Consider the following 22,170-nt stretch of genomic DNA (forward strand, 5'->3'; position numbering starts at 1 on the left):
CCGCCGTTCGCAAGCTCGCGTTCCCTGACTCGGACCGCCGTCCGCGAACTCGCGTTCCCAGTCCCGGACCGCCGTTCGCGAACTCGCGTTCCCAGCCTCGGATCGTCGCCCACGATCGCGCGCCCTAGCCGTTCACAATCGCGCGGACTCAGTCGGTTGGGTCGCCGTTCACTACGGCGTAGGCGAAGCCGTCCCAGCCTTTGCTGCCGACGGTCTGCAGGACGGTGGCGTCCAGGGTGGGCTCGGCGGCGAACAGCTCGAGGACGGCGCGGCTGGCGCGGATCGCCGCGTCTTCGGAGGTCGCGTCGGCGAGGCCGCCCCTGCGGACGACATTGTCGACGATGATCACCGAACCGGGGCGGGTCAGGCGCAGCGCCCACTGGACGTAGTTCGAGTTGTTGACCTTGTCGGCGTCGATGAACACCAGGTCGAACGGTTCGGGATGTTCCTCGGCCACCGCGGGGAGGCTGTCCAGGGCCGCGCCGACGCGAATGTCGACGCGGTCGCCGACGCCCGCGCTGTCGAGGTTCTTGCGCGCGACCTCGGCATGCTCGGGCTTGAACTCGAAGGTGACCACCTGCCCCTTCGCGCCGACCGCGCGCGCGAGCCAAATCGTGCTGTACCCGCCGAGCGTGCCGATCTCGAGCACCCGCCGCGCCCGCGCCGTCCGCGCGAGCAGATACAGGAACTTCCCTTGCGGCGGAGAAACATCGATCGCGGGCAGGTCCGCCGCCGCATTGGCCGTCAGCGCGGCCGCCGTCGCCGCATCCTGCACCAGGGTGTCCACGATGTAGCCATCCACATCGGCCCATTCAGTTGAAGTCATACTTCGCAGTCTGCCACCGCAACCAACCCCCCGCCCGGATCCGTTTCAAGATCATGGGGAACTGATGGCGGCATCGTTCGAGAAGGAGCCGCCACCAGTTCCCCATGATCTTGAAACGGGCGGCGGAGCGGTCGCGTACACGACCAGCGGGACGTGGTGGCGGGGTTACTTTGGTCGCCACTATGTTCCGTTGATCATGGGGGGTCGGTGCTGGGAAGGGGCCAGCGGTCGATGTGGTCGAGGGCGACGGGGTGGGAGGAATCTGCGGATGCCGTGTTAGGTGTCGCCGAGGGACGAGCGGGCTTGGGCGGCATAGTGTTCGGCGTAGCGGGCGGTGGGGTGGAGGCGGTGGGCTTCGGCTAGCCAGCCGCTGGCTTGGCGGTGGACTTCGGTGCGGGTCAGCGATTCGGCCACTAGTTCCCGCCTGGTTCGCATAACCCCCGGGGCCCGCCTACTTCGACGAACTACCTACTTCGAGAAGTTCTCCGGCGGCTGCCACGGCCGACCGTGCGGGTCGTCGGGGCGGTAGACCGGCGGTTGCTGCTGTGGCGGCTGTTGTTGCGGCAGCTGCTGTTGTTGCGGCGGCTGCGGCGACTCCTCGCGCGGCGGGTAGGCCTCCTCGCGCGGCGGCATCACCGGCTGATGCGGCGAGACCGGTTGCTGCGGAACGGAAGTCGCTGCGGTCATCAGGCCGTCCACCGACTTGCGAGCGGTCTCTTCCGCCGCGCGGACCGCGCGCTCGATGGTGGGGTCGGGTGCGGTGTCGAACCAGTCGGCGACGTCGTCGGAGTCGTCCTCCACCTTGACCGTCGCGCCGTCGGAGGCGGGCGGCTCGTAGCGGAAGATGCCGTCCTCGCCCTTGCTGCCGAAGCTCGTCGCGAATCCTTCGAGGGCCTTGCCGAAGTCGCTCGGCACCAGCCACACCTTGTTGGCGTCGCCGCGCGCGACCATCGGCAGCGTCTGCATGTATTGGTAGGCAAGCAGTTCCGGCGTCGGCTTGCCGTTCTTGATTGCGGCGAAGACCTTTTCGATGGCCTTGGCCTGGCCTTGCGCCTGCAGGTAGGAGGCGGCCCGCTCACCCTGCGCGCGCAGGATGCGGCTCTGCCGTTCACCTTCGGCCTCCAGGATCGCCGACTGCTTGGCGCCCTCGGCGGAGAGCACCTGCGCCTGCTTGGAGCCCTCGGCCATCTTGATCTGCGATTCGCGGGTGCCCTCTGCGGTGAGGATCATGGCGCGCTTCTCGCGGTCGGCCTTCATCTGCTTTTCCATCGACTCCTGGATCGACGCGGGCGGATCGATGCTCTTCAGCTCGACCCGCGCCACCCGAAGGCCCCAGCGCCCGGTCGCCTCGTCGAGCACGCCGCGCAGCTGCCCGTTGATCTGATCGCGGGAGGTCAGCGTCTGTTCCAGGGTCATGCCGCCGACCACGTTGCGCAGCGTGGTGACGGTGAGCTGCTCGACCGCGGCGATGTAGTTACTGATCTCGTATACCGCGGCCTGCGGGCTGGTTACCTGGAAATACACCACGGTGTCGATGTGCAGCGTGAGGTTGTCCTCGGTGATCACCGGCTGCGGCGGGAACGACACCACCCGCTCGCGCAGATCCACCTTGGCGCGGATGCGGTCGGCGAACGGGACGAGGAACGTCAGCTGGCCCGACACCGTGCGCGAATACCGGCCGAGCCGCTCGATCACCGCCGCCTCGGCCTGCGGCACCAGCGCGATCGACTTGAACACCACCACCACTACCAAAAGCACGAGTACGGCGGCAACGATCAGTACAGCCATTACGGCCCCTTCCAGACGACGGCGGTCGCGCCTTCGATCCTCATGACATACACCTTCGTACCCGGTTCATAAACGTCGGACTCGTCCATCGGCCGCGCGGACCAGACCTCCCCGCCCAGTTTCACCTGGCCGGAATGCTCGGCGACCTGCTCGAGCACCAGCGCCGACTTACCCTGCAGCGCATCCACGTTCGTCGGAGTCGGCGGCGGCGTGCCGAAGCGGCGCCGCAGCAGCGGGCGCACGCCGAGGAACAGCACGAGCGTCAACACGCCGAACACGATGGCATCGACCACCAGCGTGGTGTCCGCGACAGCGCTGACACCCGCCGTGCCGAGCGCGGCGACACCGAGCATGAGCAGCGTCAGGTCCCCGGTGAGCATCTCCGCCGCCGCGAGCAAGATGCCCGCGACCAGCCAGACTATTGCGGCCACAAAACCACTCTAGTAGGCAGAACATGATCTCGGGTCGCACTGACACGACTACAGATCTCGGGTGAATCACGAATCGCGCGCCCGCGCCGACCGAGCCGCGGTATCGAAATCGCCAGCGGCGGTGCTAGCTTCAGGCGGGTGAGCTACGGCGGCGACATCTTCTCCGGACATTCCCGAGCGAAAAAGCGGGCGGTACCGCAGGTAACGGCGGATCGCGACCTGGTCGTTGAGGACGCGGCCAGCGGATTCTGCGGTGCCGTTGTCGGTTTCGATCGCAGCTACGACGGCGAGTTCGTGAAACTCGAGGACGCGCGCGGCGCGGTGCGACTGTTCGCACTGCGCGAAGCCGCGTTCCTCATCGACGGCGAGCCGGTGACGTTGGTCCGGCCGACGGCCGCGGCGCCGAAGAAGGAGACCCGTTCCGCGTCCGGCTCGACCCGAGTGGAGGGTCTGCGTGCGCGCGTCGCACGGACCAGCCGGATCTGGGTGGAGGGCGTGCACGACGCCGCGCTGGTCGAGCGGGTCTGGGGGCACGATCTTCGGGTCGAAGGCGTCGTCGTCGAGCATCTCGAGGGGCTGGACAATCTGGGCGAACGGCTCACCGAGTTCGCACCGGGACCCGGCCGCCGGGTCGGAGTGCTGGTCGACCACCTGGTCACCGGGTCAAAGGAAACTCAGCTCACCACCGGGCTCGGCGCGAATGTGCTGGTCACCGGTCATCCGTACATCGATGTCTGGCAGGCGGTGCGCCCGGCGACCGTCGGGATCGCCGCGTGGCCGGACGTGCCGCGCGGCGAGGACTGGAAAACCGGCATTTGTGATCGATTGGGTTGGGGCACCCCGCAGGAAGGCTGGCGTCGCGTGTACAACGCCGTCGAGTCCTTCCGCGACTTGGAGGCGCCGCTCATCGGGGCCGTCGAACGGCTCATCGACTTCGTCACCGAACCGGAATAGCACGTCGCGGGACCGACTCGCACCGCTGCTCAGGAATGCCCTTTCCGGGAATGCCCACGAATAACCGTCACCCTTTATGCTCGATAATTATGTGCTCTCCTAGTGCCACGCTGACGGTGTGGGCCGGCTCATGGCTGGCCGGCTGTAGCGCGCCCGACGACGTATTGGAGGCCCTGCACGCGTGGGCGCCCCAGCACACCATCGCCGCCGGTGACCCGGTCACCGGCGGCCGCACCGACCTGCCGTGGTCGTCCCGAGGCAACCTGCCCGGTACCGGAATGATGGCGCTGCTCAAGGTGATTCGCGAGGGCATGGCGCAGCCGGGCGCACAGCTGCGGCTTGTGCTTCCAGTGCCGGGCGATGTGCGCGGCCTGCCCACCGGCACGGCCTTCGCCGCCGACGCCATCGAGGCGGAGGAGGGCCTGCTGATCGGCGTGCCCGGCACCGAAGGCACCGGCCTGATCCCGCAGTGGACCGACGAGGACACCCTCCAGTGGGCCGTCTACAGCACCCCGATTCCACCGGTGCCCGGCCAGGACATGTCGCTCGGCGAGGCCGAATACGCGATGCGCGAAGCGGTCCGCGACGCCGCCGACGCACTGCTGCAGCTGCACACCACCTCGATCGGTTCGGCCGATTCGGATCCGAGGGAACTCATCGAGGCCGAACTCGCCGACTACTCCCGGCACGACTACCCGGACTCGATCCCGTTGCGCGCCAGGAAGATTCTCGACACCGCCGACCATGTCGCCGCCATACTCACTGTGGCGCAACGCGAACCGGCGTCCTCGCCGACCTCGGCCAGCGCGATCGGCGCACAGGAGTCGCTACTACGCCCGCTGTGGGACGCGATCCGCGCCGCGCGCTTGGTGGCCATTCACGCGGCGGCGCGCAGCACACCGTGAGTTCGGGCGCGCCCCAGGGACTTCGAACGCGCGACCGACACGGAACCCGAGGAATCGGGCAACACGGACCCTACGGACCCTGCACCCGCCGCGGCCGACTTTCTGATTGAATGGGTCCACCCATCGGCCCTCTCACCAGGCGGTATGACATGCAGCTCCCGCGTCGCGGCGCGACGGCCCTCGTCGCCGCGCTGCTCGCCCTCGGCCTGCCCGCCGCCGCGCCCGCCTCGGCGATCGTCGGCGGCACCGAAACCGACGCGAGCGCCTACCCCTGGCTCGGCGCCGTAGGCAGCCCCCTGTTCCTCACCAGGGCCGCCGGCCAGTTCTGTGGCGGCGTGCTCATCGCACCGGACCAGGTGCTCACCGCGGCGCACTGCGTGGATCTCGCCCAGTTGGTTCCGCACGCGGTCACCGTCACCTTCGGCCGCACCGACTTACGCGATTCCGACGGAGTCACGGTGCACGTCAAGGACGTTCGCATCCACCCCGGCTACCACAACACCGATTTCGACGGCGAATCCGTCCACCACAACGACCTCGCCCTGCTCACCATCGACCGTCCCCAGCCCGGTCCCTTCGCGAAAATCGGCGCACCCCAATCGAACACCGGCACCGTCCTCGGCTGGGGCGCCACCTCCGAAGACGACGACACCAACACCCACCTGCGCACCGCGACCGTCCCACTCCGCCCCGACGCCGACTGCGACGCGGCGTACGGCTCCGCGTTCGTGCCGAGCGAAATGCTGTGCGCCGGTTCCACCGAGGCCGACACGGCCACCTATGACAGCGGCGGGCCACTTCTCGTGGACGGACAGCTGGTCGGGATCACGTCATGGGGTAAAGGCGCTGCGCGCCCGGGTTTTCCGGGCGTCTACACCAAGCTGTCCACGGTCACGCTCTGACCGAAGGCAGCCTGCTGGAGGTCAGCGTTTCGGGCGGGCGGGCAGCGCGCAGCATCCGATGGCGCACGGCTCTCCGTTGAGCGTGCATCCATAGCCGGAGACCTCGCCAAGATGGCGAGAAGCGGTGTCGTTCAACTGTTCATCGATCAGTTCGACAACCAGTCGAGCGAAACGCGGGTCGGTACCCGGGGTGGCGGCGCGGGCGAAGGCCATGCCGAGTTCAGCCGCTTTTTCCTTTGCCTCGTTGTCCAGATCCCAGATCACCTCGAGGTGATCGGACACGAAGCCGACGGGGCAGACAATGACCGCATCCACGTCTTTAGCGGCAAGGTCGTCGAGGTGGTCGACGATATCGGGGTCGAGCCACGGGACCTGGGGTGGGCCGGACCGGGACTGCCAGACAACGTCGTAATCGGTGAAACCGGTTGCTACGGCAGCCAATCGGGCGGCCTCGGCGACCTGCCGACTGTACAGATGGCCGCCGTCGGCGGGCGGGCCCGCAGCGGTGTCGGCGGTGACCGGAATGGAGTGCGCGGTGAACACGAGGCGTGCACCGTCCCGCCGGTCGGCCGGAAGTTCTTGCCGCGCGGCGCGAATGGCGTCGGCGAAGGCCTCGATCAGCAGCGGGTGGTCGAAGTACTGCCGCAGCTTCAGCAGATCCGGCGCGTCGGCACCGAAAGCGGTACGGGCCCTGACGATGTCCTCGTGGTACTGCAGGCAACCGGAGTAGCCGCCCCACGCCGAGGTGGGGAACACCAGCGCGGAGCGGACACCGTCGGCGGCCATCCGCGCTACGGTGTCCTCCACCATCGGAGCCCAGTTGCGATTGCCGAAGTACACCGGGAGATCGATTCCGGCCGTTGCCAATTCAGCTTCGACCGCCGCGATGATGTCCCGGTTGAGCGCGTTGATCGGCGAGACCCCGCCGAAGTGCAGGTAGTGCTGCGCGACCTCTTCGAGGCGTTCGCGCGGCACTCCCCTGCCCCGAGTGACGTTCTCCAGGAACGGCATCACGTCCTCGGGGCGTTCCGGGCCGCCGAAGGACAGCAGCAGCAGTGCGTCGGCAGCCCGAACCACAATGTCCTCCTGGGAAGATCAGTTGATCGACATGCCCTCGGGGAACCAGGTGTTGTGGCTGGCTCCGCCGTCGACGTAGATGATCGACGCGGTCGTGCCCGGCAGCCAGTCCGACAGCAGCGCGACGATCGACTTGGCGACCACCGTCGGGTCGTCGACGTCCCAGCCGATCGGCGACGCGCCGTCCCAGTACTGGTTGAGCTGGTTCAGCTTGGCGGCGTCGTCGGTCGCGGTGCCGGCGATGGCCTTGGCGGCCAGGGTCTTGATCGGACCGGCGGCAACCAGGTTCGAGCGAATCTTCTTGGCGGCGCCCACCTCTCGCGCCACGTACCGGTTGACCGACTCGAGCGCGGCCTTCGCCACACCCATCCAGTTGTAGAACGGCATCGCCGTGCGCGGATCGAAGTCCATGCCGACGATCGAGCCGCGCTCGTTCATCACCGGCAGCACCGCGCGGGCCAGCGACGCGTAACTCCACGCCGAGATCTCGAACGCCTTGGCCGCGTCCGGGCCAGGGCCGTCGAGGAACGGCAGCGCTTCAGGACCCATCAGGGTGCGCGGCGCGAACGCGATCGAGTGCAGCACGCCGTCGACGCCCTCGGGCGCCAGCTCGCGCACCTTGTCCGCCAGCTCGGCGAGGTTCTCCTCGTTGGTGACGTCGAGCGGGATGGCCGGGGGGACCTCTTGCGGCAGCCGCTTGGCGATCCGGTCGATCAGCCGCAGCCGCTCCGGAATGCCGGTGATGATCACCTTCGCGCCCTGCTCCTGCGCGACGGCGGCCGCGTGGAACGCGATCGACGAGTCGGTGATGATGCCGGTGACCAGAATGGTCTTACCTTCGAGCAGTCCGCCCATGGGTTTTCGGTTCTCCTGAAGTCGAGGTGTGGTGCAGGGGAAAGACTAGTGGCCGATGCCCAAGCCGCCGTCGACCGGGATGACGGCGCCGGTGATGTAGCCCGCGTCGTCGGAGGCCAGGAAGCTGATCGCGCCAGCGACCTCCTCCGGCTGGCCGATCCGCTTGGCCGGAATGCCGTACTTCAGCACCAGCTCGCGCATTTCCTCGGTCATATCTTCCCGGGTCATGTCGGTGTCGATCAGCCCGGGCGCGACGACGTTGGCGGTGATGTTGCGCGATCCGACCTCCACGGTGATCGCACGCGCCATCCCGACCAGACCCGCCTTGGACGCGGCGTAGTTGATCTGTCCCGGTCCACCCTTGAGGCCGACCACCGAGCCGATGAAGATGATCCGGCCGAACTTCGCGCGCAACATGGCACGGTTGGCCCGCTTGGCGCAGCGGAAAGCGCCGGTGAGGTTGGCGTCGATGACGCGGGTGAACTGCTCTTCGCTCATCCGCATCAGCAGCGTGTTGTCGACGATGCCCGCATTGGCGACGAGCACCTCGACGGGACCCTGCTTCTCCTCGACCTCGGTGAACGCGCGGTCCACCGATTCCGAGTCGGTCACATCGCATTTCACGCCGAGCAGGCCGTCCGGCACGCCCGATCCGCGATGCGTGACGGCAACCTTGTGACCATCGGCGAGCAGCCGCTGCGCGACCGCGAGACCGATGCCGCGATTGCCGCCGGTAACGAGGACAGACCGGGATGTGATGTTCGACATGACGATCAACCTATCTGGTGAGGTTCGGACGCCGCGCCCTGGCTCCGCAGGAAGCGCTTGCGAGCCGCGGATGCGCGAGGCCGCAGCATGGTGGGAAGCCACAGTCGCATGGCGTTACGGCAGGCGTTGACGATAAAGCAAGCCGGTGACGACGCCGGCGGCGACCAGCAGCATGCCGAGCAACAACCAGGGTCGGCTCGCGTCACCCCTGGTCATCTCGTAGCCGATCTGCTGTTCGAGGGTGTCGTAGACGGCGGTCAGTTCCGCGAGGCTCGACGCGGTGTAGAAATCGCCGCCGGAGAGCTTGGCGATCTCGCGCAACGAGTCGTTGTCGACGGGCACCTTGACCCGCTGCGAACCCTGTCCGTCCTGGTCAGGGATCTCCACCGACCCCCACTCGGTACCGAACGAGATCGTCGACACCGGCACGCCCTTGTTCTTGGCCAGCCGCGCTGCGGTGAAGCCGTGCCGCGGATTGTCGACGTCCTTGTCGTCGGGCACGGTCTGCTTACCGTCCGACATCAGCACGATGCGCGCGGGCGGCGGCGTATCCGCGCCGCCGAGCACGGTAGCGAGGGTGTCGATGGAATTGAGCGCGGTGAAGATGCCCTCGCCGGTCGCGGTCCGTTCAGCCAGCTTGATGTTGTCGATAGCGGCCTTGACGGCTTCCCGGTTCGTGGTCGGCGAGACCATCACCGAGGCGGTGCCCGCGAAGGTGACGAAGCCGAGGTTGATGCCGGGGGTGAGACCGTCGACGAACTCCTTGCCCGCCTTCTGCGCCACCTGCAGCCGTGTCGGCGGCACGTCGGTGGCCTCCATGGACAACGAAACGTCCATCACCAGAATGACGGTCGCGCGGTTGCGCGGCACCTTCTTGACCGCAGTCGGCCCGGCGGCCGCGACGGTGAGAAAGATCAGGCCGACCAGCATCAGCGCGACGGGCACGTGCCGGAACTGGCTCGGCCGCGACGGGGCGACCTTCTCCAGCAGCTCCATGTTGCTGAACTGCAGCATGTGCTTGTGCCTGCTGCGCTGGACCAGGATGTAGCCGAGCGCGATCAGAGCGACGACGGCAAGGAATCCGAGCCAGATCTGCGCGGTGAAATGCGAAATACTCACTGGCGTGGCACCCGCCCGCTCGGGGCGCCCAAGCTGTGGCGCCGGGTGGAGACGAACCGGACCACGTCGGAGATCCAGTCCCGATCGGTCTGCAGGGTGAGCACCGGCGCGCCGCAGCTGCGCAACGCCTCTTCGACCTGATTCCGGTGCCGTTGCGCGGCGGCCGCGAAATCGGCGCGCAGCGTTGGGGTCACGCTGAATTCGCGGGTGCGCCCGGTTTCTGGATCGTGCAGCACGACGTCGCCGACATCGGGCAGCGACAGGTCGCGCGGGTCGAGCACCTCCACCGCGAGCAGGTCGTGCCGCGCCGAGATGGCGCGCAGCGAACGCTGCCAGTCGATATCGCCGAGGAAGTCGCTGATGATCACCGCGAGTCCGCGCTTGCGTTGCGGGCGGCGCAGCGATTCGATGCCGCCGCGCAGATCGCCGCGCACGCCGTCGCGGGCGTGCGGCGTGGTCGCGATGCTGCGCAGCAGCGACTGGGCGTGCACCCGTCCGCTGCGGGCCGGCACCCTGACCAGTTCCTCGCCGGTCGCGACGACGGCGCCGATCCGGTTGCCGCCGCCGCTGGTGAGATGGGTGATCGCGGCCGCGGCGGCGATGGCGAGGTCGCGCTTCTGGCACAGCGCAGTGCCGAAGTCGAGGCTGGCCGACAGGTCGACGACCATCCAGGTTTCCAGCTCCCGATCGGCGATCGTCTGGCGCACGTGCGGGTGGGTGGTGCGGGCGGTGACCGACCAATCCATTTGCCGCACATCGTCACCCGGCTGATAGGTGCGTGCCTCGCCCGGCTCGGAACCGGGGCCGGGGATCAGGCCGAGGTGGTCGCCGTGCAGCACGCCGTCGAGCCTGCGGCGCACCGTGAGCTCGAGCGTTTTCAGCGCCGCGGCCAGCCGCGGGTCGGTCAGCTCGCCTGCGTGGAACGAGGGCGGAGCGTGCGAAGGGGTTGCCACGGCAGGAAGCGGTTCCGGCGCCGCGGTCACTTGTTCTGAACGTTGCCGGCGGGCTGGGACTGCTGCCCGTTCGGCGCCTGCGGCACGGGCTGCGGGACGCTCTGCTGCTGCGGTTGCTGCGCGGGCTGCGGCCCGTTCTGCTGCGAAACCTGTTGCGGCGCACCGGAACCGACGCCGGGAGCGGCGGGCGCGCCCGGTGCGACGGCCTGCGGTGCGACCTGCGGCATGCCGACGGTCTGCAGCACCCGCTTGATCACTTCCTCCGGGCTGATCTCGTCGGCGAGCGCGTCGTAGGACAGCACCAGCCGGTGCCGCAGCACATCCGGGATGACCTCGACCACGTCCTGCGGCACCACGTAGTCGCGGCCGCGGATCAGCGCGACGGCGCGGGCCGCGGCGATGATGCCGAGGCTGGCGCGCGGGGAGGCGCCGTAGGCGATCCAGCTCGCCACGTCCTGCATGCCGAAGTCGGCGGGCTTGCGGGTCGCCGCGATCACCCTGACCACGTAGTCGACCAGCGCGTGGTGCACGAAGATGCTCGACGCGACCTGCTGCAGCCGGACGACCTCCTCCGGGGCCAGGATGCGCGTCGCCTCCGGCGGGGTGACACCCATCCGGTAGATGATCTCGCGTTCCTCCTCGACCGAGGGGTAGTCGACGACGACCTTGAACAGGAAGCGGTCGCGCTGCGCCTCGGGCAGCGGGTACACGCCCTCGCTCTCGATCGGGTTCTGCGTCGCCATCACCAGGAACGGATTCGGCATCGGGTAGGTCTTGCCGCCGATCGACACGTGCCGCTCGGCCATGACCTCGAGCAATGCCGACTGCACCTTCGCGGGCGCGCGGTTGATCTCGTCGGCGAGCACGAAGTTCGCGACGACCGGGCCGAGTTCGGTGTCGAATTCCTCGCGGCCCTGCCGGTAGATACGGGTACCGATGAGGTCGGTCGGCACCAGGTCCGGGGTGAACTGCACCCGGGAGAACGAGCCGCCGACCACCTTGGCGAAGGTCTCCACGGCCAGCGTCTTCGCGATGCCAGGCACGCCTTCGAGCAGCACGTGACCACGCGCGAGCACGCCGACAAGCAGCCGCTCGACCAGCCGATCCTGGCCGACGATTACCCGCTTGACCTCGTAGATCGCCTTCTCCAGGATCTGGACGTCACGCTCCAGGGTGTTAGGCGTGGACGCTGGCGCATCTTTCGCCAAATTCGTCCCGCTCACACCGTCTGTCGAAGTCACCAACATCCCCGCTTTCGCCTTGGTCCTGTGCGTGCTGCCACAACTATTCCAGGTAATGGCCGTATGTGCCGCAACCGGACCCGACATGAAGGGAATTCAAAGGTTCAGGTGTCCGGTTCGCCATGCACGGCTCGGGCAAGTATGCGGCCTCGTGCATCCGCACTCGCAAGCGCTCCCTGCCGCGAACTCGACCACCATGACGGATGACTGTCAGCTGACGATTCGCACCGCATACGGCATGATCCCGCCTTCACGGACTGCCGTCACCCGAACCACTTCACCCGATTCCGGTGCCTCGATCATTTGCCCATCACCCAGATACAGCGCGACATGCTCGCTGCCATTCGTACCCCAGAACAACATGTCGCCCCGGGCGCGCTGAGCAACCGGTACCCGGACGCCCGCGTTGTACTGGTACCCGCTGTAGTGCGGCAGCGAAACCCCGATCCCGGCAAAGGCATAGATCATCAGCCCGGAACAGTCGAAGCCGACCTTGTTGTAGTCGCCGTAGCTGTCGGCGACGCCGCCGTCGCGGATGCCGAGTGTCGGGCCGTCCTCGTCGCCGCCGCCCCAGGCATAGATGACGCCAACCTGGGACATGGCACGGTCGACCACCGTCTCGACCGCCGCGGAGCCGCCGATGGACGGCAGGCTCGGACGCGGGGTGCCTCGGCGCGGTGGCGAATTCTCCAGCTGGGTGTGCGGGCGCTTGCCGTCGTTGAGTTGACCGGCGCGTCCCTGGGCGTTCTGATCGGCGGAGGCGCGGGCGGCGGCCGCCGCGGCGGCGGCGCGCACCGCGGCTTCTTCGGCCTTGCGCTGCTGCTCCCAGTTCAAGTAGGCATCGCGCTGTCCTTGCAGTCCCGCCACGTTCTGTCGCGCGAAGTCCAAGCGGCCCTGCGCATCCGCGCGCTGCCGTTGCAGATTGTCGCGCTGCACCGTCTGCTGGTCGAGCGCGGCCTTGGCGGCGACGACCGCCTGCTCGGCGTCGGCCTTCGCCTGCTCGGCGGCAGCGGCGGCCGCGTCGGCGTCCGACTTCGCTTGGCGCGCACTGGAATTCTTGTTGCCCTGGTCGATCTGGGCCCGGCGTAGGCCGTCGAGGACCTGCTGCTGATTCTTCGAGACCAGGGATAGCAACTGGGCCTGGTCGAGGGCGGCGGCCGGGGTGGCGGCGGCCAGGTAGACGACCATCGACTCCGCGGCGGGACGGGTGTAAGCCTGGGCCGCGAACTGGTCGAAGTTGTGCCGCGCGGCGCCGACTCGCGTTCCGGCGTCGGCCAATTCGCGCTGGGTGTCGGCGACGACGGCGGCGGCCGCGTCGGCGGCGTCGCGCGCGTTCTGCAAGTCGACAAGGGCCTTGTTCACTTCTTCGCGCTTGCGGGCGACCTCGCTGTCGAGCTGCTGCAACTGCTGGTCGACCACCGCGACCTGATTGATGAGTCCGCCGACCTCGGTCACGCCCGCGTCGACTTGCGCTCCGGCACCGGCGATCTGGCCGTCACTCGGGTTCGGCGGGGCAGGCGGCACCGCGACGGCAGGCCCGGCCAACACCACGACGACCGTCACCAGCAACCCCAGAGCGACCCCCAGCGGACGCCGATTAGCGGCCTCGCCGTTGTTGCGCATCGCACCTCCCAAGGACCCGACTCAGGCACCGCCTCGTGAGCACCAACCGCACCGTCAACCTCGGTGGTCGGCAGATAACCCCTGACTACAACTTCATCCCCATCAGTAACTACACGACCGTACGACACTTCAGTCACCAAAGGAACTCCAGCAACAGAATGACAGGCGCGTAATTTTTCCTTTGCCTGAAATTAGCCGGATGTGGCAAAGGTTTCCGAGCGGTAGAACATACCGGTCGTCAGGGAAAGTAGCTGGATCGAAACCAGCTATGCGGTAGCGGCCCGATCGCCGTCGGTTTCGGAAACACTCACCGGCGCGGCGGGTTCGGCACGCCGACGGGACTTCACGAAGTAGAGCCCGATCACGACCGCGGCGGTACCCGCGAGCAACACACTGGTGATCGCGGTCCAGGACACGCCCTCGGGCCGCTCCAGCTGGTCGACGAATGACTGTGCCGCGTCGGTGGAGTGCCCGCCCTTGTACTTCGCCTGATCTTCGGCCCACTCGAGGCGGACCCGGGGAATCGAGTCGCTGTAGGTGCCCGCGAAGTCGTCGCTCAGCACCAGAACGGTGCCGTGCTGGGTATTGCCGACCTCGGTGGCCAGGTCACGCAGGCTCGAGTCGCGGCCGGGGTTGCCGGGCACGACGACGATGTTCAGCTGGATTCCGTGCGCTCGCGCGTCGGCGGCGACGGCCGCCAACCCCGTCTGGTCCTTGCCATCCACCGTGGCGACGTGATTGTCGGCCAGATCGGCGTTGATGGTGGTGACGGTGTCCTCGGTGACGTTCGGCGGCAGTTCGGCGGCCATGGGTGTGAAAACCGAGGTGTGCGAGACGGTCATCTTCCATCCGGTCTGTCGAGCCGCATCGGCATCCGAAGCGACGTGCATCCAACACTGCGGGGTGAGCTCAATGCCACCCGGCTGGCTCCGAAAGCACAGTACGCGACGGAGAGTCGCGGCACGCGCAGACGGCACGCGACGCGCCCCCGCGCAGCTCGCTACGGGCCCTGGCGCAGACTGAACGGGCGGGGCCCGTGCGCTCACAGGACAAGCGTACTGTTAAGGTCGTAGCGCGAGGAACCGGCGCAATCGAGCGCTGGAGCACCTGCAAAGACCATCCGCTAGCGACTGCTTGCAGGTCGCTCGAGAAAACCAGCCGCCGGCACAGCCCCGCCGACGGCCAACCCTCACAGACGAGTGGAGCTGACGTGACGACAAGTATCGATACTTTCGGCGCCAAGGGCACCCTCGAGGTCGGAAGCAACTCCTACGAGATCTTCCGCCTCTCCGCCGTGCCCGGCACCAAGAAACTCCCCTACGCACTCAAGGTCCTCGCGGAGAACCTGCTCCGCACCGAGGACGGCGCGAACATCACCGCCGATCACATTCGCGCCATTGCGGATTGGGATCCCTCGGCCGATCCGAGCATCGAGATCCAGTTCACCCCGGCCCGCGTGATCATGCAGGACTTCACCGGCGTGCCGTGCATCGTCGACCTCGCCACCATGCGTGAGGCCGTGCAGACCCTCGGCGGCGACCCGGACAAGGTCAACCCGCTCGCGCCCGCCGAGATGGTCATCGACCACTCGGTGATCATCGACGTGTTCGGCCGCGCCGACGCGCTCGAGCGCAACGTCGACATCGAGTACTCCCGCAACCGGGAGCGCTACCAGTTCCTGCGCTGGGGTCAGGGCGCGTTCGACGACTTCAAGGTCGTCCCCCCCGGCACCGGCATCGTGCACCAGGTCAACATCGAGCACCTGGCCCGCACCGTCATGGTCCGCAACGGCCAGGCATACCCGGACACCTGCGTCGGCACCGACTCGCACACCACGATGGTCAACGGCCTCGGTGTATTGGGTTGGGGCGTCGGCGGTATCGAGGCCGAGGCGGCCATGCTCGGCCAGCCCGTCTCGATGCTGATCCCGCGCGTCGTCGGCTTCAAGCTGACCGGTGAGATCAAGCCCGGCGTCACCGCAACCGACGTGGTGCTCACCGTCACCGACATGCTGCGCAAGCACGGCGTTGTCGGCAAGTTCGTCGAGTTCTACGGCAAGGGCGTCGCCGAGGTTCCGCTGGCGAACCGCGCGACCCTCGGCAACATGAGCCCCGAATTCGGTTCCACCGCGGCGATCTTCCCGATCGACTCGGTGACCATCGACTACCTGCGCCTGACCGGCCGCACCGACGATCAGCTCGCGCTGGTCGAGGCGTACGCCAAGGAACAGGGCATGTGGCACGACGCCGAGCACGAGCCCGCGTACTCGGAGTACATGGAACTCGACCTCGGCGATGTGGTGCCCTCCATCGCGGGCCCGAAGCGTCCGCAGGACCGAATCCTGTTGTCGGAGTCCAAGACCGCGTTCCGCAAGGACATCCACAACTACACCAACGACGCGGAGAGCGGCCCCGCCGCCGTCACCCCGCACACGCACCTCGACGAGGCCATCGAGGAGTCCTTCCCGGCCAGCGATCCGGCCGTGCTCTCCTTCGCCGATGACGACGCGGTGCTGATCCCGTCCGCCGCCAACGGCGCGGTCGGCCGTCCGAGCAAGCCGGTCAAGGTCTCCTCGGAGGAGTACGGCGACTTCGTGCTCGACCACGGCGCCGTGGTGGTCGCCTCGATCACCTCGTGCACCAACACCTCCAACCCGTCGGTCATGCTCGGCGCCGCGCTGCTCGCGCGCAACGCCGTCGAGAAGGGCCTGACCTCCAAGCCGTGGGTCAAGACCTCCATGGCGCCGGGTTCGCAGGTCGTCAACGACTACTACAACAAGGCCGGCCTGTGGCCCTACCTGGAGAAGCTCGGCTTCTTCCTGGTCGGCTACGGCTGCGCCACCTGCATCGGCAACACCGGCCCGCTACCGGAGGCCGTGTCGAAGGCGATCAACGACAACGACCTCTCGGTCACCGCGGTGCTCTCGGGCAACCGCAACTTCGAGGGCCGCATCTCCCCCGACGTGAAGATGAACTACCTGGCCTCGCCGCCGCTGGTCATCGCCTACGCGCTCGCCGGAACGATGGACTTCGACTTCGAGCACGACGCGCTCGGCCAGGACGCCGACGGCAACGATGTCTTCCTGAAGGACATCTGGCCCTCCTCGAAGGAGATCGAGGCGACCATCGGCACCGCGATCAGCCAGGACATGTTCATCAAGTCCTACGCCGACGTGTTCAAGGGTGACGAGCGCTGGCGCGGGCTGGAGACCCCCGAGGGCAAGATCTTCGACTGGGACGCCGACTCCACCTACGTGCGCAAGCCACCGTACTTCGACGGCATGCCACAGGACCCGAAGCCAGTCACCGACATTTCCGGCGCCCGCGTGCTCGCCCTGCTCGGCGATTCGGTCACCACCGACCACATCTCCCCGGCGGGCAACATCAAGGCCGGCACCCCGGCCGCGCAGTACCTCGAGGGTCACGGCGTCGAGCGCAAGGACTACAACTCCTACGGCTCGCGGCGCGGTAACCACGAGGTGATGATCCGCGGCACCTTCGCCAACATCCGGCTGCGCAACCAGCTCCTCGACGACGTCTCGGGTGGTTACACCCGCGACTTCACCCAGGACGGCGGCCCGCAGGCCTTCATCTACGACGCCGCGCAGAACTACCAGGCCGCGGGCATCCCGCTGGTCGTGCTCGGCGGCAAGGAGTACGGCTCGGGTTCCTCGCGTGACTGGGCCGCCAAGGGCACCTCGCTGCTCGGCGTCAAGGCCGTCATCACCGAGTCCTTCGAGCGCATCCATCGCTCGAATCTCATTGGTATGGGCGTCATTCCGCTGCAGTTCCCGGCCGGTGAGTCGGCCGCGTCGCTGAAGCTGGACGGCACCGAGACCTTCGACATCGAGGGCATCACCAAGCTGAACGAGGGCACGACGCCGAAGACGCTGAAGGTCACCGCCACCAAGGAGAACGGTGACAAGATCACCTTCGACGCCGTGGTCCGGATCGACACCCCCGGTGAGGCCGATTACTACCGCAACGGCGGCATCCTGCAGTACGTGCTGCGCAACATGATTCGCGGCTGATCACGCACACGCCGTTAGTCGAGAGTCCGCGCACCGCGTTTTCGCGGTGCGCGGACTTCTCACACCTCTTGGAGGAGCACGCCCGCTATGCCCAAAGTCAGTGAAGATCACCTCGCCGCCCGGCGCAGCCAGATTCTCGACGGGGCGCGGCGCTGCTTTGCCGAATACGGGTACGAGGGCGCAACGGTGCGCCGCCTCGAGGAGGAGATCGGCCTGTCGCGCGGCGCGATCTTCCACCACTTCCGGGACAAGGACGCGCTGTTCCTCGCGCTCGCGCAGGAGGACGCCGAACGGATGGCCGATGTCGCGGCCAACCAGGGCATCGTCGGGGTGATGCGGGACATGCTCGCCCATCCCGAGCAATTCAATTGGCTCGGAACACGTTTGGAGATCGCGCGGCGGTTACGGACCGATCCTGAGTTCCGTGCGGGGTGGACTCAGCGATCGGCCGAACTGACCGCAGCGACGCTGGCCCGGTTGGAGCGCCGCAAGGCCGCCGGTGCGCTGCGTGACGATGTGCCCACCGACGTGCTGCTCGGTTACCTCGACCTGGTGCTGGACGGGCTCATCGCGCGGATCGCGTCGGGGCATACGAACGAAAACCTCACGGCGGTACTGGATCTCGTCGAAGCCTCGGTGCGTCGGCGGGACTGAGCTCGCCCCGATTGCGCAGAGCCGCACCACTTCTGACTTCCCGCACCTGAAATCGCCTGGAATCGGGTGCGATTCTCGGTGCGGGAAATCAAGAGGGTGGTCAGCAGGCGCGGGTGTAGGGCACCGAAGGCAGCAGGCTGCGCCACTGCTGCTCATCGAGCATGGCGGCCGAGGAGGAGCACAGTTTCTCGGCGACCGCGGCGGGGTCGGTGTACCAGAGGGTAGAGAGTTGGTCGCCGACGCCGAGCAGGCGCGACTCGTCGGCCGGGTCGAAGCGCAGGAACCAGGTCCAGCCGATCTTCGCCTCGATCGGGTCGCCGAGCGGGCGGATCGCGGACGGTTCGGCGATATCCCACAGGCGGGCGGTCTGGTCGGCGCCGCCGGAGGCCAGGCGGTGGCCGGATTGATCGATCGTCAGCGTTCGGATCGCGGCGGTGTGCGCGCGTACCGCGTCCAGTTCGCGAGCCTGAGCCGGATCGGTGACGTCCCACGAGCGGATCATGCCGGTATCGTCCGCGCTGAACAGGGTTTTGCCGTCCGGCGCGAAGATCAGTGCCCGCGCCTTCGCGCCGTGCAGGTCGAGCGATGCCGCTGGCTTGCTCGGATCGGCTATGTCCCACAGGTGAATTCGCGAATCATTGTCGGCGGCAGCGAGCAATGGCCGTTCGGGTGCGAGGGTCGCGAGTTCGATGTCGCGGTCGTGTCCGGTCGACAACGGACCGCCGAGGGGGCGCGGAACAGCCGGATCGGCGATATCCCACAGCTGCAGTGACCGGTGACCGACTCCGGTGAGCAGCCGATCTCCCTTGGGCGCGAAGGCAATTGGCCCGGTGCCGGGTAGCGCGCCGGCCGGTGCCGGCCGCACTCGATCGGTCAGATTCCACAGGTGTACTTCCTCGGCGTCGGCCGCGGCAAGCAGTGCGCCGTCCGGTCGCAGCGCTACCTCCGTGCCGTGGCGATCGGGCGGGCCCGCCCGCACCTCGCTGAGCATCGAGCTGAGCAGCGGTACGCCGATATCCCACACGGCTACCTGGCCGTCGCGGAAGCCGCCGACCAGGGTCTTGCCCGCTCGGTCGACGTCGAGTGCGGTGAGCGAACTCGCGAACACGATGGGCAGCCGGGCACCCGCCTGGCTCCACGTCCTGATCTTGCCGTCCGTGCCCGCGCTGATCGCCATGGTGTTCGAGACGACCACGAACGACTGGATCGTCTCACTGCTGACCAGTTCCAAGACGACGGGTGACACGCGGTCGAGGCGGCTGGTGTTCCACTCCCGTGGGGTGCCGCCCGCGTCGGTGACCACGAGTGCTCGGCCGTCCAGCCAGAATTGCAGGTTCGAAATCGGTACGGGGCGAGTCTGTTTCCGGTCGACGTTGCGCGGCCGATCCTGATCGCGCACGTCCCAGAACAGCAGCAGGCCGTCGGCGGTGCCAGCTACCAGCCGACCGTTCGGCCCGAAGGCGACCGCCTGCACGGCACCACCGCTGTCGAGCGGCAGGCCCACCGGGTGCGGCTGGTCAGGGTCGTCGACGGCCCACATTCGCACGGCGCCGTCATCGCCCGCGGTGGCGAGCAGCGGCGCGTCCGGCGCCAGCGCCATCGCCTTGATCCCCGCTGGATGCGCGCCAATGACCGCGCCGCGCCGCCGAATGGCTTGCGGCGCGGTGATATCGAGGAAGGTGAGCGTTCCGTCGACGCCGCCCGCGGCAAGCGTGCGGCCATCGGGGAGGAAAGCGGCGGCGGTGATCGCGGTGCCGTTGTCGAACACACCGGCCAGGCTCGACCGCCGCGGGTCGCGAATGTCCCACAGCCGCAATGTGCCGTCGGTGCCGACGCTGACCAGCATGGTGCCGTCCTGGTTGAATTCGACCGATGCGACGGCACCACGCTGCCCGCTCAGCGCCGGTCCGACCTGGGTGATCGCATTCGGATTCGATACGTCCCACAGTCGGACAAGTCCGTCGTCACCGGCGCTGGCCACGAGTTGGTGGCTCGGACTGAAGGCGAGCCCGTGCACGGGTCCGTCGTGGGTGTCCGCCGAGGCGACCTCGATCGGCTGTACCTGTGCGGCAAGCAATCTGGCCCGGGCGGCCGGATCAGTCGGACTCAACCGGTATGCCGCGAGCGCGAGCTGGGTGGACAGCACCGGGTCGGCGTTCTCGACGCGCTCTGATTGATCGACGAACTGGCTGAGCAAGGCGTCCTTGCCTTCCTGTGCGACGGTCGCGCGTTGACCGACCACCACCACCGACAGCACCAGTGCCAGCACGGTGAGCACCGCGACGGCGGACAGGAAGATCCGCCACCGGATGATGCGCGTGCGCTGTCGAGCCAGCGAGGCCGACACGAACTCCCTGGCGAGCCGGTTCGACGACTCGGTGCGCCGCATCCATCCAGCCGCGTTTTCGAGCCGAGACTTGGTGTACAGCAGCGTCGTTGGTCGTTCCAGGCGCGTCCACTCGCGCGCGTCGGCCTCGATGCGCTGCCGGTCCGCGGCGAATTCCCTTTCCTCGGCTAGCCATTCGGCCAGTCGGGGCCAGCCGGTCAGCAGCAGATCGTGGACCAGTTCGACATCGTTGTTGTGCCGCAAGAGTATTCGCGCTGTGGCCATCCGCGCGATGACGGCGCGGGCGGATGCCGGGTCCGCCGATTCCTCGATCAGCAGCTCGACCGGCACTCGGTTGCGCACCACCGTGGTCGGCTCGATGATCGTCAGCGCGAGGAGCACATGCCGCGCGATCTCCCGCTCGCCGTCGCTGAGCTGGGACCAGACCGCTTCACAGCCGACCGCGCACGCACCGCTCAATCCGCCCGCTTCGCGATAGCCGTCGACCGTCAGTGTCCTGCCGTGCCGCTTCGCCCACGTCATGCTCAGTGCCAGCGACAACAGCGGTAGCCGGGCCGAACTGTGCGCGTCGATCGCGTCCAGGTCCTGCAGCATCACCTCGACCAGGCTGTCCTCGACCCGAAGGCCGGTGGTCTCGGCGGGCCGGACGATCGCCTCCCGAAGTTCCTGCGGCGTCATCGGGTCGAGCAACATCGCGCGCTGACGCAGCGGGTCTGCCATTCGCGGGTAGCGCAGGAGTTCTTGCAGATACGCGATGTCGAACGCGACGACGACGGTGGTCGGCGGGTCCGCGGCCGGATCAGCGAGGATTGTCAACTCCCGCAGGAACTCTCGTCTCAGTGCGTCATCCGAGCACAGCGTGAACACCTGCTCGCCTTGATCGATCAGCAGCAGGCGGTGCGTCGGGGGCGGGCCGGCGAGCGCGGCGGCCAGCGCGGCCACCGGATCCTGGCCGGGGGTCATGGCGATCGGCGTGCGCGGTCCTGGCGCGGCATGCAGCCCGGCGGCGAGCAGTGACGATTTGCCGATGCCGGACGGGCCGAGCAGCAGCGCCGCGGCCGCCTCATCGCTCGACTCTGCGGCTGAAATCAGTTCGAGGAGTTGTTGTTTCGCGTCAGTGCGGCCGAAGAACAGGTCGCTGTCCTCGACTCCGTACGGCCGCAGACCGAGGTAGGGTGCGCGGTCGGCGTCGATGGTCGGCGGCTCGACCCTGGTCGCCGCCCAGTCCTGACGCCACTGCGCCAGATCGAGTAAGGATCGATCGGCCCGAGGGTTGTCGGGGTTGCGCCGCCGGGCATCCGCGATCAGGACTTCCAGCACCGGACGCACCGAGTCGAACGTGGCGGGCGTGCGACTGCCGCGCCGCCAGTCGCTGATCCGCTGGAAGGTGATCTGGCTCGTGCCCTCCGGGAGCCGCGCGTTGGCCGCACGGACCACCGTCTTCAACGGTGGGCCACCGGCCGCGGCGAAGAGCTCGCTGAGCCGGTCGGCGAAGAGGCGACGACCTTCGGCTCGACTCGGGGCGCCGATGGTTCGTTGGGCTACCACGTGCGCACCGCCGTCCGGCGTGCTGCTCGCTGCACCGGCTGCTTATCGCCGCGTGGGCGGGGGGTCGGTACAGACCAGCGAACAGGACAATCGCATGTTCACCACCAAGGTGTCGGGTGTCCAGGAATTGCGGCGCTGAGCTGAGCAGA

General features: G+C 67.9%; 18 protein-coding genes. 5 read left to right on the forward strand and 13 right to left on the reverse strand.

Features of this window, described 5'->3' with window-relative positions; genetic code table 11:
• Window positions 1-148: 148 nt before the first annotated feature.
• The 4 genes from OG203_RS09075 to OG203_RS09090 form a co-directional block, all read right to left on the reverse strand.
• Window positions 149-826 (reverse strand): O-methyltransferase, encoded by a 678-nt coding sequence (locus OG203_RS09075; RefSeq protein WP_405165232.1) that lies wholly within the window; start codon window positions 824-826, stop codon window positions 149-151.
• 276 nt (window positions 827-1,102) lie between these two features.
• Window positions 1,103-1,240, reverse strand: coding sequence for a hypothetical protein (locus tag OG203_RS09080; protein WP_405165233.1), 138 nt, complete (start codon window positions 1,238-1,240; stop codon window positions 1,103-1,105).
• Between the two features lie 54 nt (window positions 1,241-1,294).
• Window positions 1,295-2,614, reverse strand: coding sequence for an SPFH domain-containing protein (locus OG203_RS09085; RefSeq protein WP_405165234.1), 1,320 nt, complete (start codon window positions 2,612-2,614; stop codon window positions 1,295-1,297).
• A complete protein-coding gene (locus OG203_RS09090) occupies window positions 2,614-3,045 on the reverse strand; it encodes an NfeD family protein (protein ID WP_405165235.1) in 432 nt (143 codons plus the stop codon). Before OG203_RS09090 ends, OG203_RS09085 begins: the two co-directional genes overlap by 1 nt.
• 138 nt (window positions 3,046-3,183) lie before the next feature.
• On the opposite strand from OG203_RS09090, the gene OG203_RS09095 reads away from it, so the two are divergent.
• The 3 genes from OG203_RS09095 to OG203_RS09105 all read left to right on the forward strand — a co-directional run bounded on the left by OG203_RS09095 (window position 3,184) and on the right by OG203_RS09105 (window position 5,806).
• A complete protein-coding gene (locus OG203_RS09095; RefSeq protein ID WP_405165236.1) occupies window positions 3,184-3,999 on the forward strand; it encodes a DUF3097 domain-containing protein in 816 nt (271 codons plus the stop codon).
• A gap of 89 nt (window positions 4,000-4,088) precedes the next feature.
• Entirely contained in the window at window positions 4,089-4,904 is an 816-nt protein-coding gene (locus OG203_RS09100; RefSeq protein WP_405165237.1) for a hypothetical protein, read from the forward strand.
• Between the two features lie 149 nt (window positions 4,905-5,053).
• On the forward strand, window positions 5,054-5,806 hold the full coding sequence (locus OG203_RS09105) for a serine protease (RefSeq protein ID WP_405165238.1): 753 nt from the start codon (window positions 5,054-5,056) through the stop codon (window positions 5,804-5,806).
• Between the two features lie 21 nt (window positions 5,807-5,827).
• Here the strand turns inward: OG203_RS09105 and OG203_RS09110 are convergent, their stop codons facing one another.
• The 8 genes from OG203_RS09110 to OG203_RS09145 all read right to left on the reverse strand — a co-directional run bounded on the left by OG203_RS09110 (window position 5,828) and on the right by OG203_RS09145 (window position 14,284).
• Window positions 5,828-6,883, reverse strand: a complete 1,056-nt coding sequence (locus tag OG203_RS09110; protein WP_405165239.1) for a ferrochelatase — start codon at window positions 6,881-6,883, stop codon at window positions 5,828-5,830.
• Between the two features lie 18 nt (window positions 6,884-6,901).
• Entirely contained in the window at window positions 6,902-7,738 is an 837-nt protein-coding gene (inhA, locus tag OG203_RS09115; protein ID WP_405165240.1) for an NADH-dependent enoyl-ACP reductase InhA, read from the reverse strand.
• 45 nt (window positions 7,739-7,783) lie between these two features.
• Window positions 7,784-8,506, reverse strand: coding sequence for a 3-oxoacyl-ACP reductase FabG1 (fabG1, locus tag OG203_RS09120; protein ID WP_405165241.1), 723 nt, complete (start codon window positions 8,504-8,506; stop codon window positions 7,784-7,786).
• A 114-nt stretch (window positions 8,507-8,620) separates the two neighbouring features.
• Window positions 8,621-9,625 (reverse strand): VWA domain-containing protein, encoded by a 1,005-nt coding sequence (locus OG203_RS09125; RefSeq protein WP_405165242.1) that lies wholly within the window; start codon window positions 9,623-9,625, stop codon window positions 8,621-8,623.
• Window positions 9,622-10,578 carry a DUF58 domain-containing protein gene (locus OG203_RS09130; RefSeq protein ID WP_405165243.1) on the reverse strand — a complete coding sequence of 319 codons (957 nt, stop codon included), beginning with the start codon at window positions 10,576-10,578 and terminating at the stop codon, window positions 9,622-9,624. The genes OG203_RS09125 and OG203_RS09130 overlap by 4 nt, the downstream gene beginning before the upstream one ends.
• A 26-nt stretch (window positions 10,579-10,604) precedes the next feature.
• Window positions 10,605-11,825 (reverse strand): AAA family ATPase, encoded by a 1,221-nt coding sequence (locus tag OG203_RS09135; RefSeq protein ID WP_405165244.1) that lies wholly within the window; start codon window positions 11,823-11,825, stop codon window positions 10,605-10,607.
• A 204-nt stretch (window positions 11,826-12,029) separates the two neighbouring features.
• Window positions 12,030-13,442 (reverse strand): NlpC/P60 family protein, encoded by a 1,413-nt coding sequence (locus OG203_RS09140; RefSeq protein ID WP_405165245.1) that lies wholly within the window; start codon window positions 13,440-13,442, stop codon window positions 12,030-12,032.
• Between the two features lie 266 nt (window positions 13,443-13,708).
• Entirely contained in the window at window positions 13,709-14,284 is a 576-nt protein-coding gene (locus tag OG203_RS09145) for a DUF6676 family protein (RefSeq protein ID WP_405165246.1), read from the reverse strand.
• A gap of 368 nt (window positions 14,285-14,652) precedes the next feature.
• Between OG203_RS09145 and OG203_RS09150 the strand changes: the two genes are divergently transcribed.
• On the forward strand, window positions 14,653-17,472 hold the full coding sequence (locus OG203_RS09150) for an aconitate hydratase (protein ID WP_405165247.1): 2,820 nt from the start codon (window positions 14,653-14,655) through the stop codon (window positions 17,470-17,472).
• 87 nt (window positions 17,473-17,559) lie between these two features.
• Window positions 17,560-18,126 (forward strand): helix-turn-helix domain-containing protein, encoded by a 567-nt coding sequence (locus OG203_RS09155; protein WP_357392088.1) that lies wholly within the window; start codon window positions 17,560-17,562, stop codon window positions 18,124-18,126.
• A gap of 100 nt (window positions 18,127-18,226) precedes the next feature.
• Here the strand turns inward: OG203_RS09155 and OG203_RS09160 are convergent, their stop codons facing one another.
• Window positions 18,227-22,021, reverse strand: coding sequence for a WD40 repeat domain-containing protein (locus tag OG203_RS09160; RefSeq protein WP_405165248.1), 3,795 nt, complete (start codon window positions 22,019-22,021; stop codon window positions 18,227-18,229).
• Between the last annotated feature and the right edge of the window lie 149 nt (window positions 22,022-22,170).

Source organism: Nocardia sp. NBC_01499 (assembly GCF_045040275.1).
In the GTDB taxonomy this organism is placed as follows: Bacteria; Actinomycetota; Actinomycetes; order Mycobacteriales; family Mycobacteriaceae; genus Nocardia.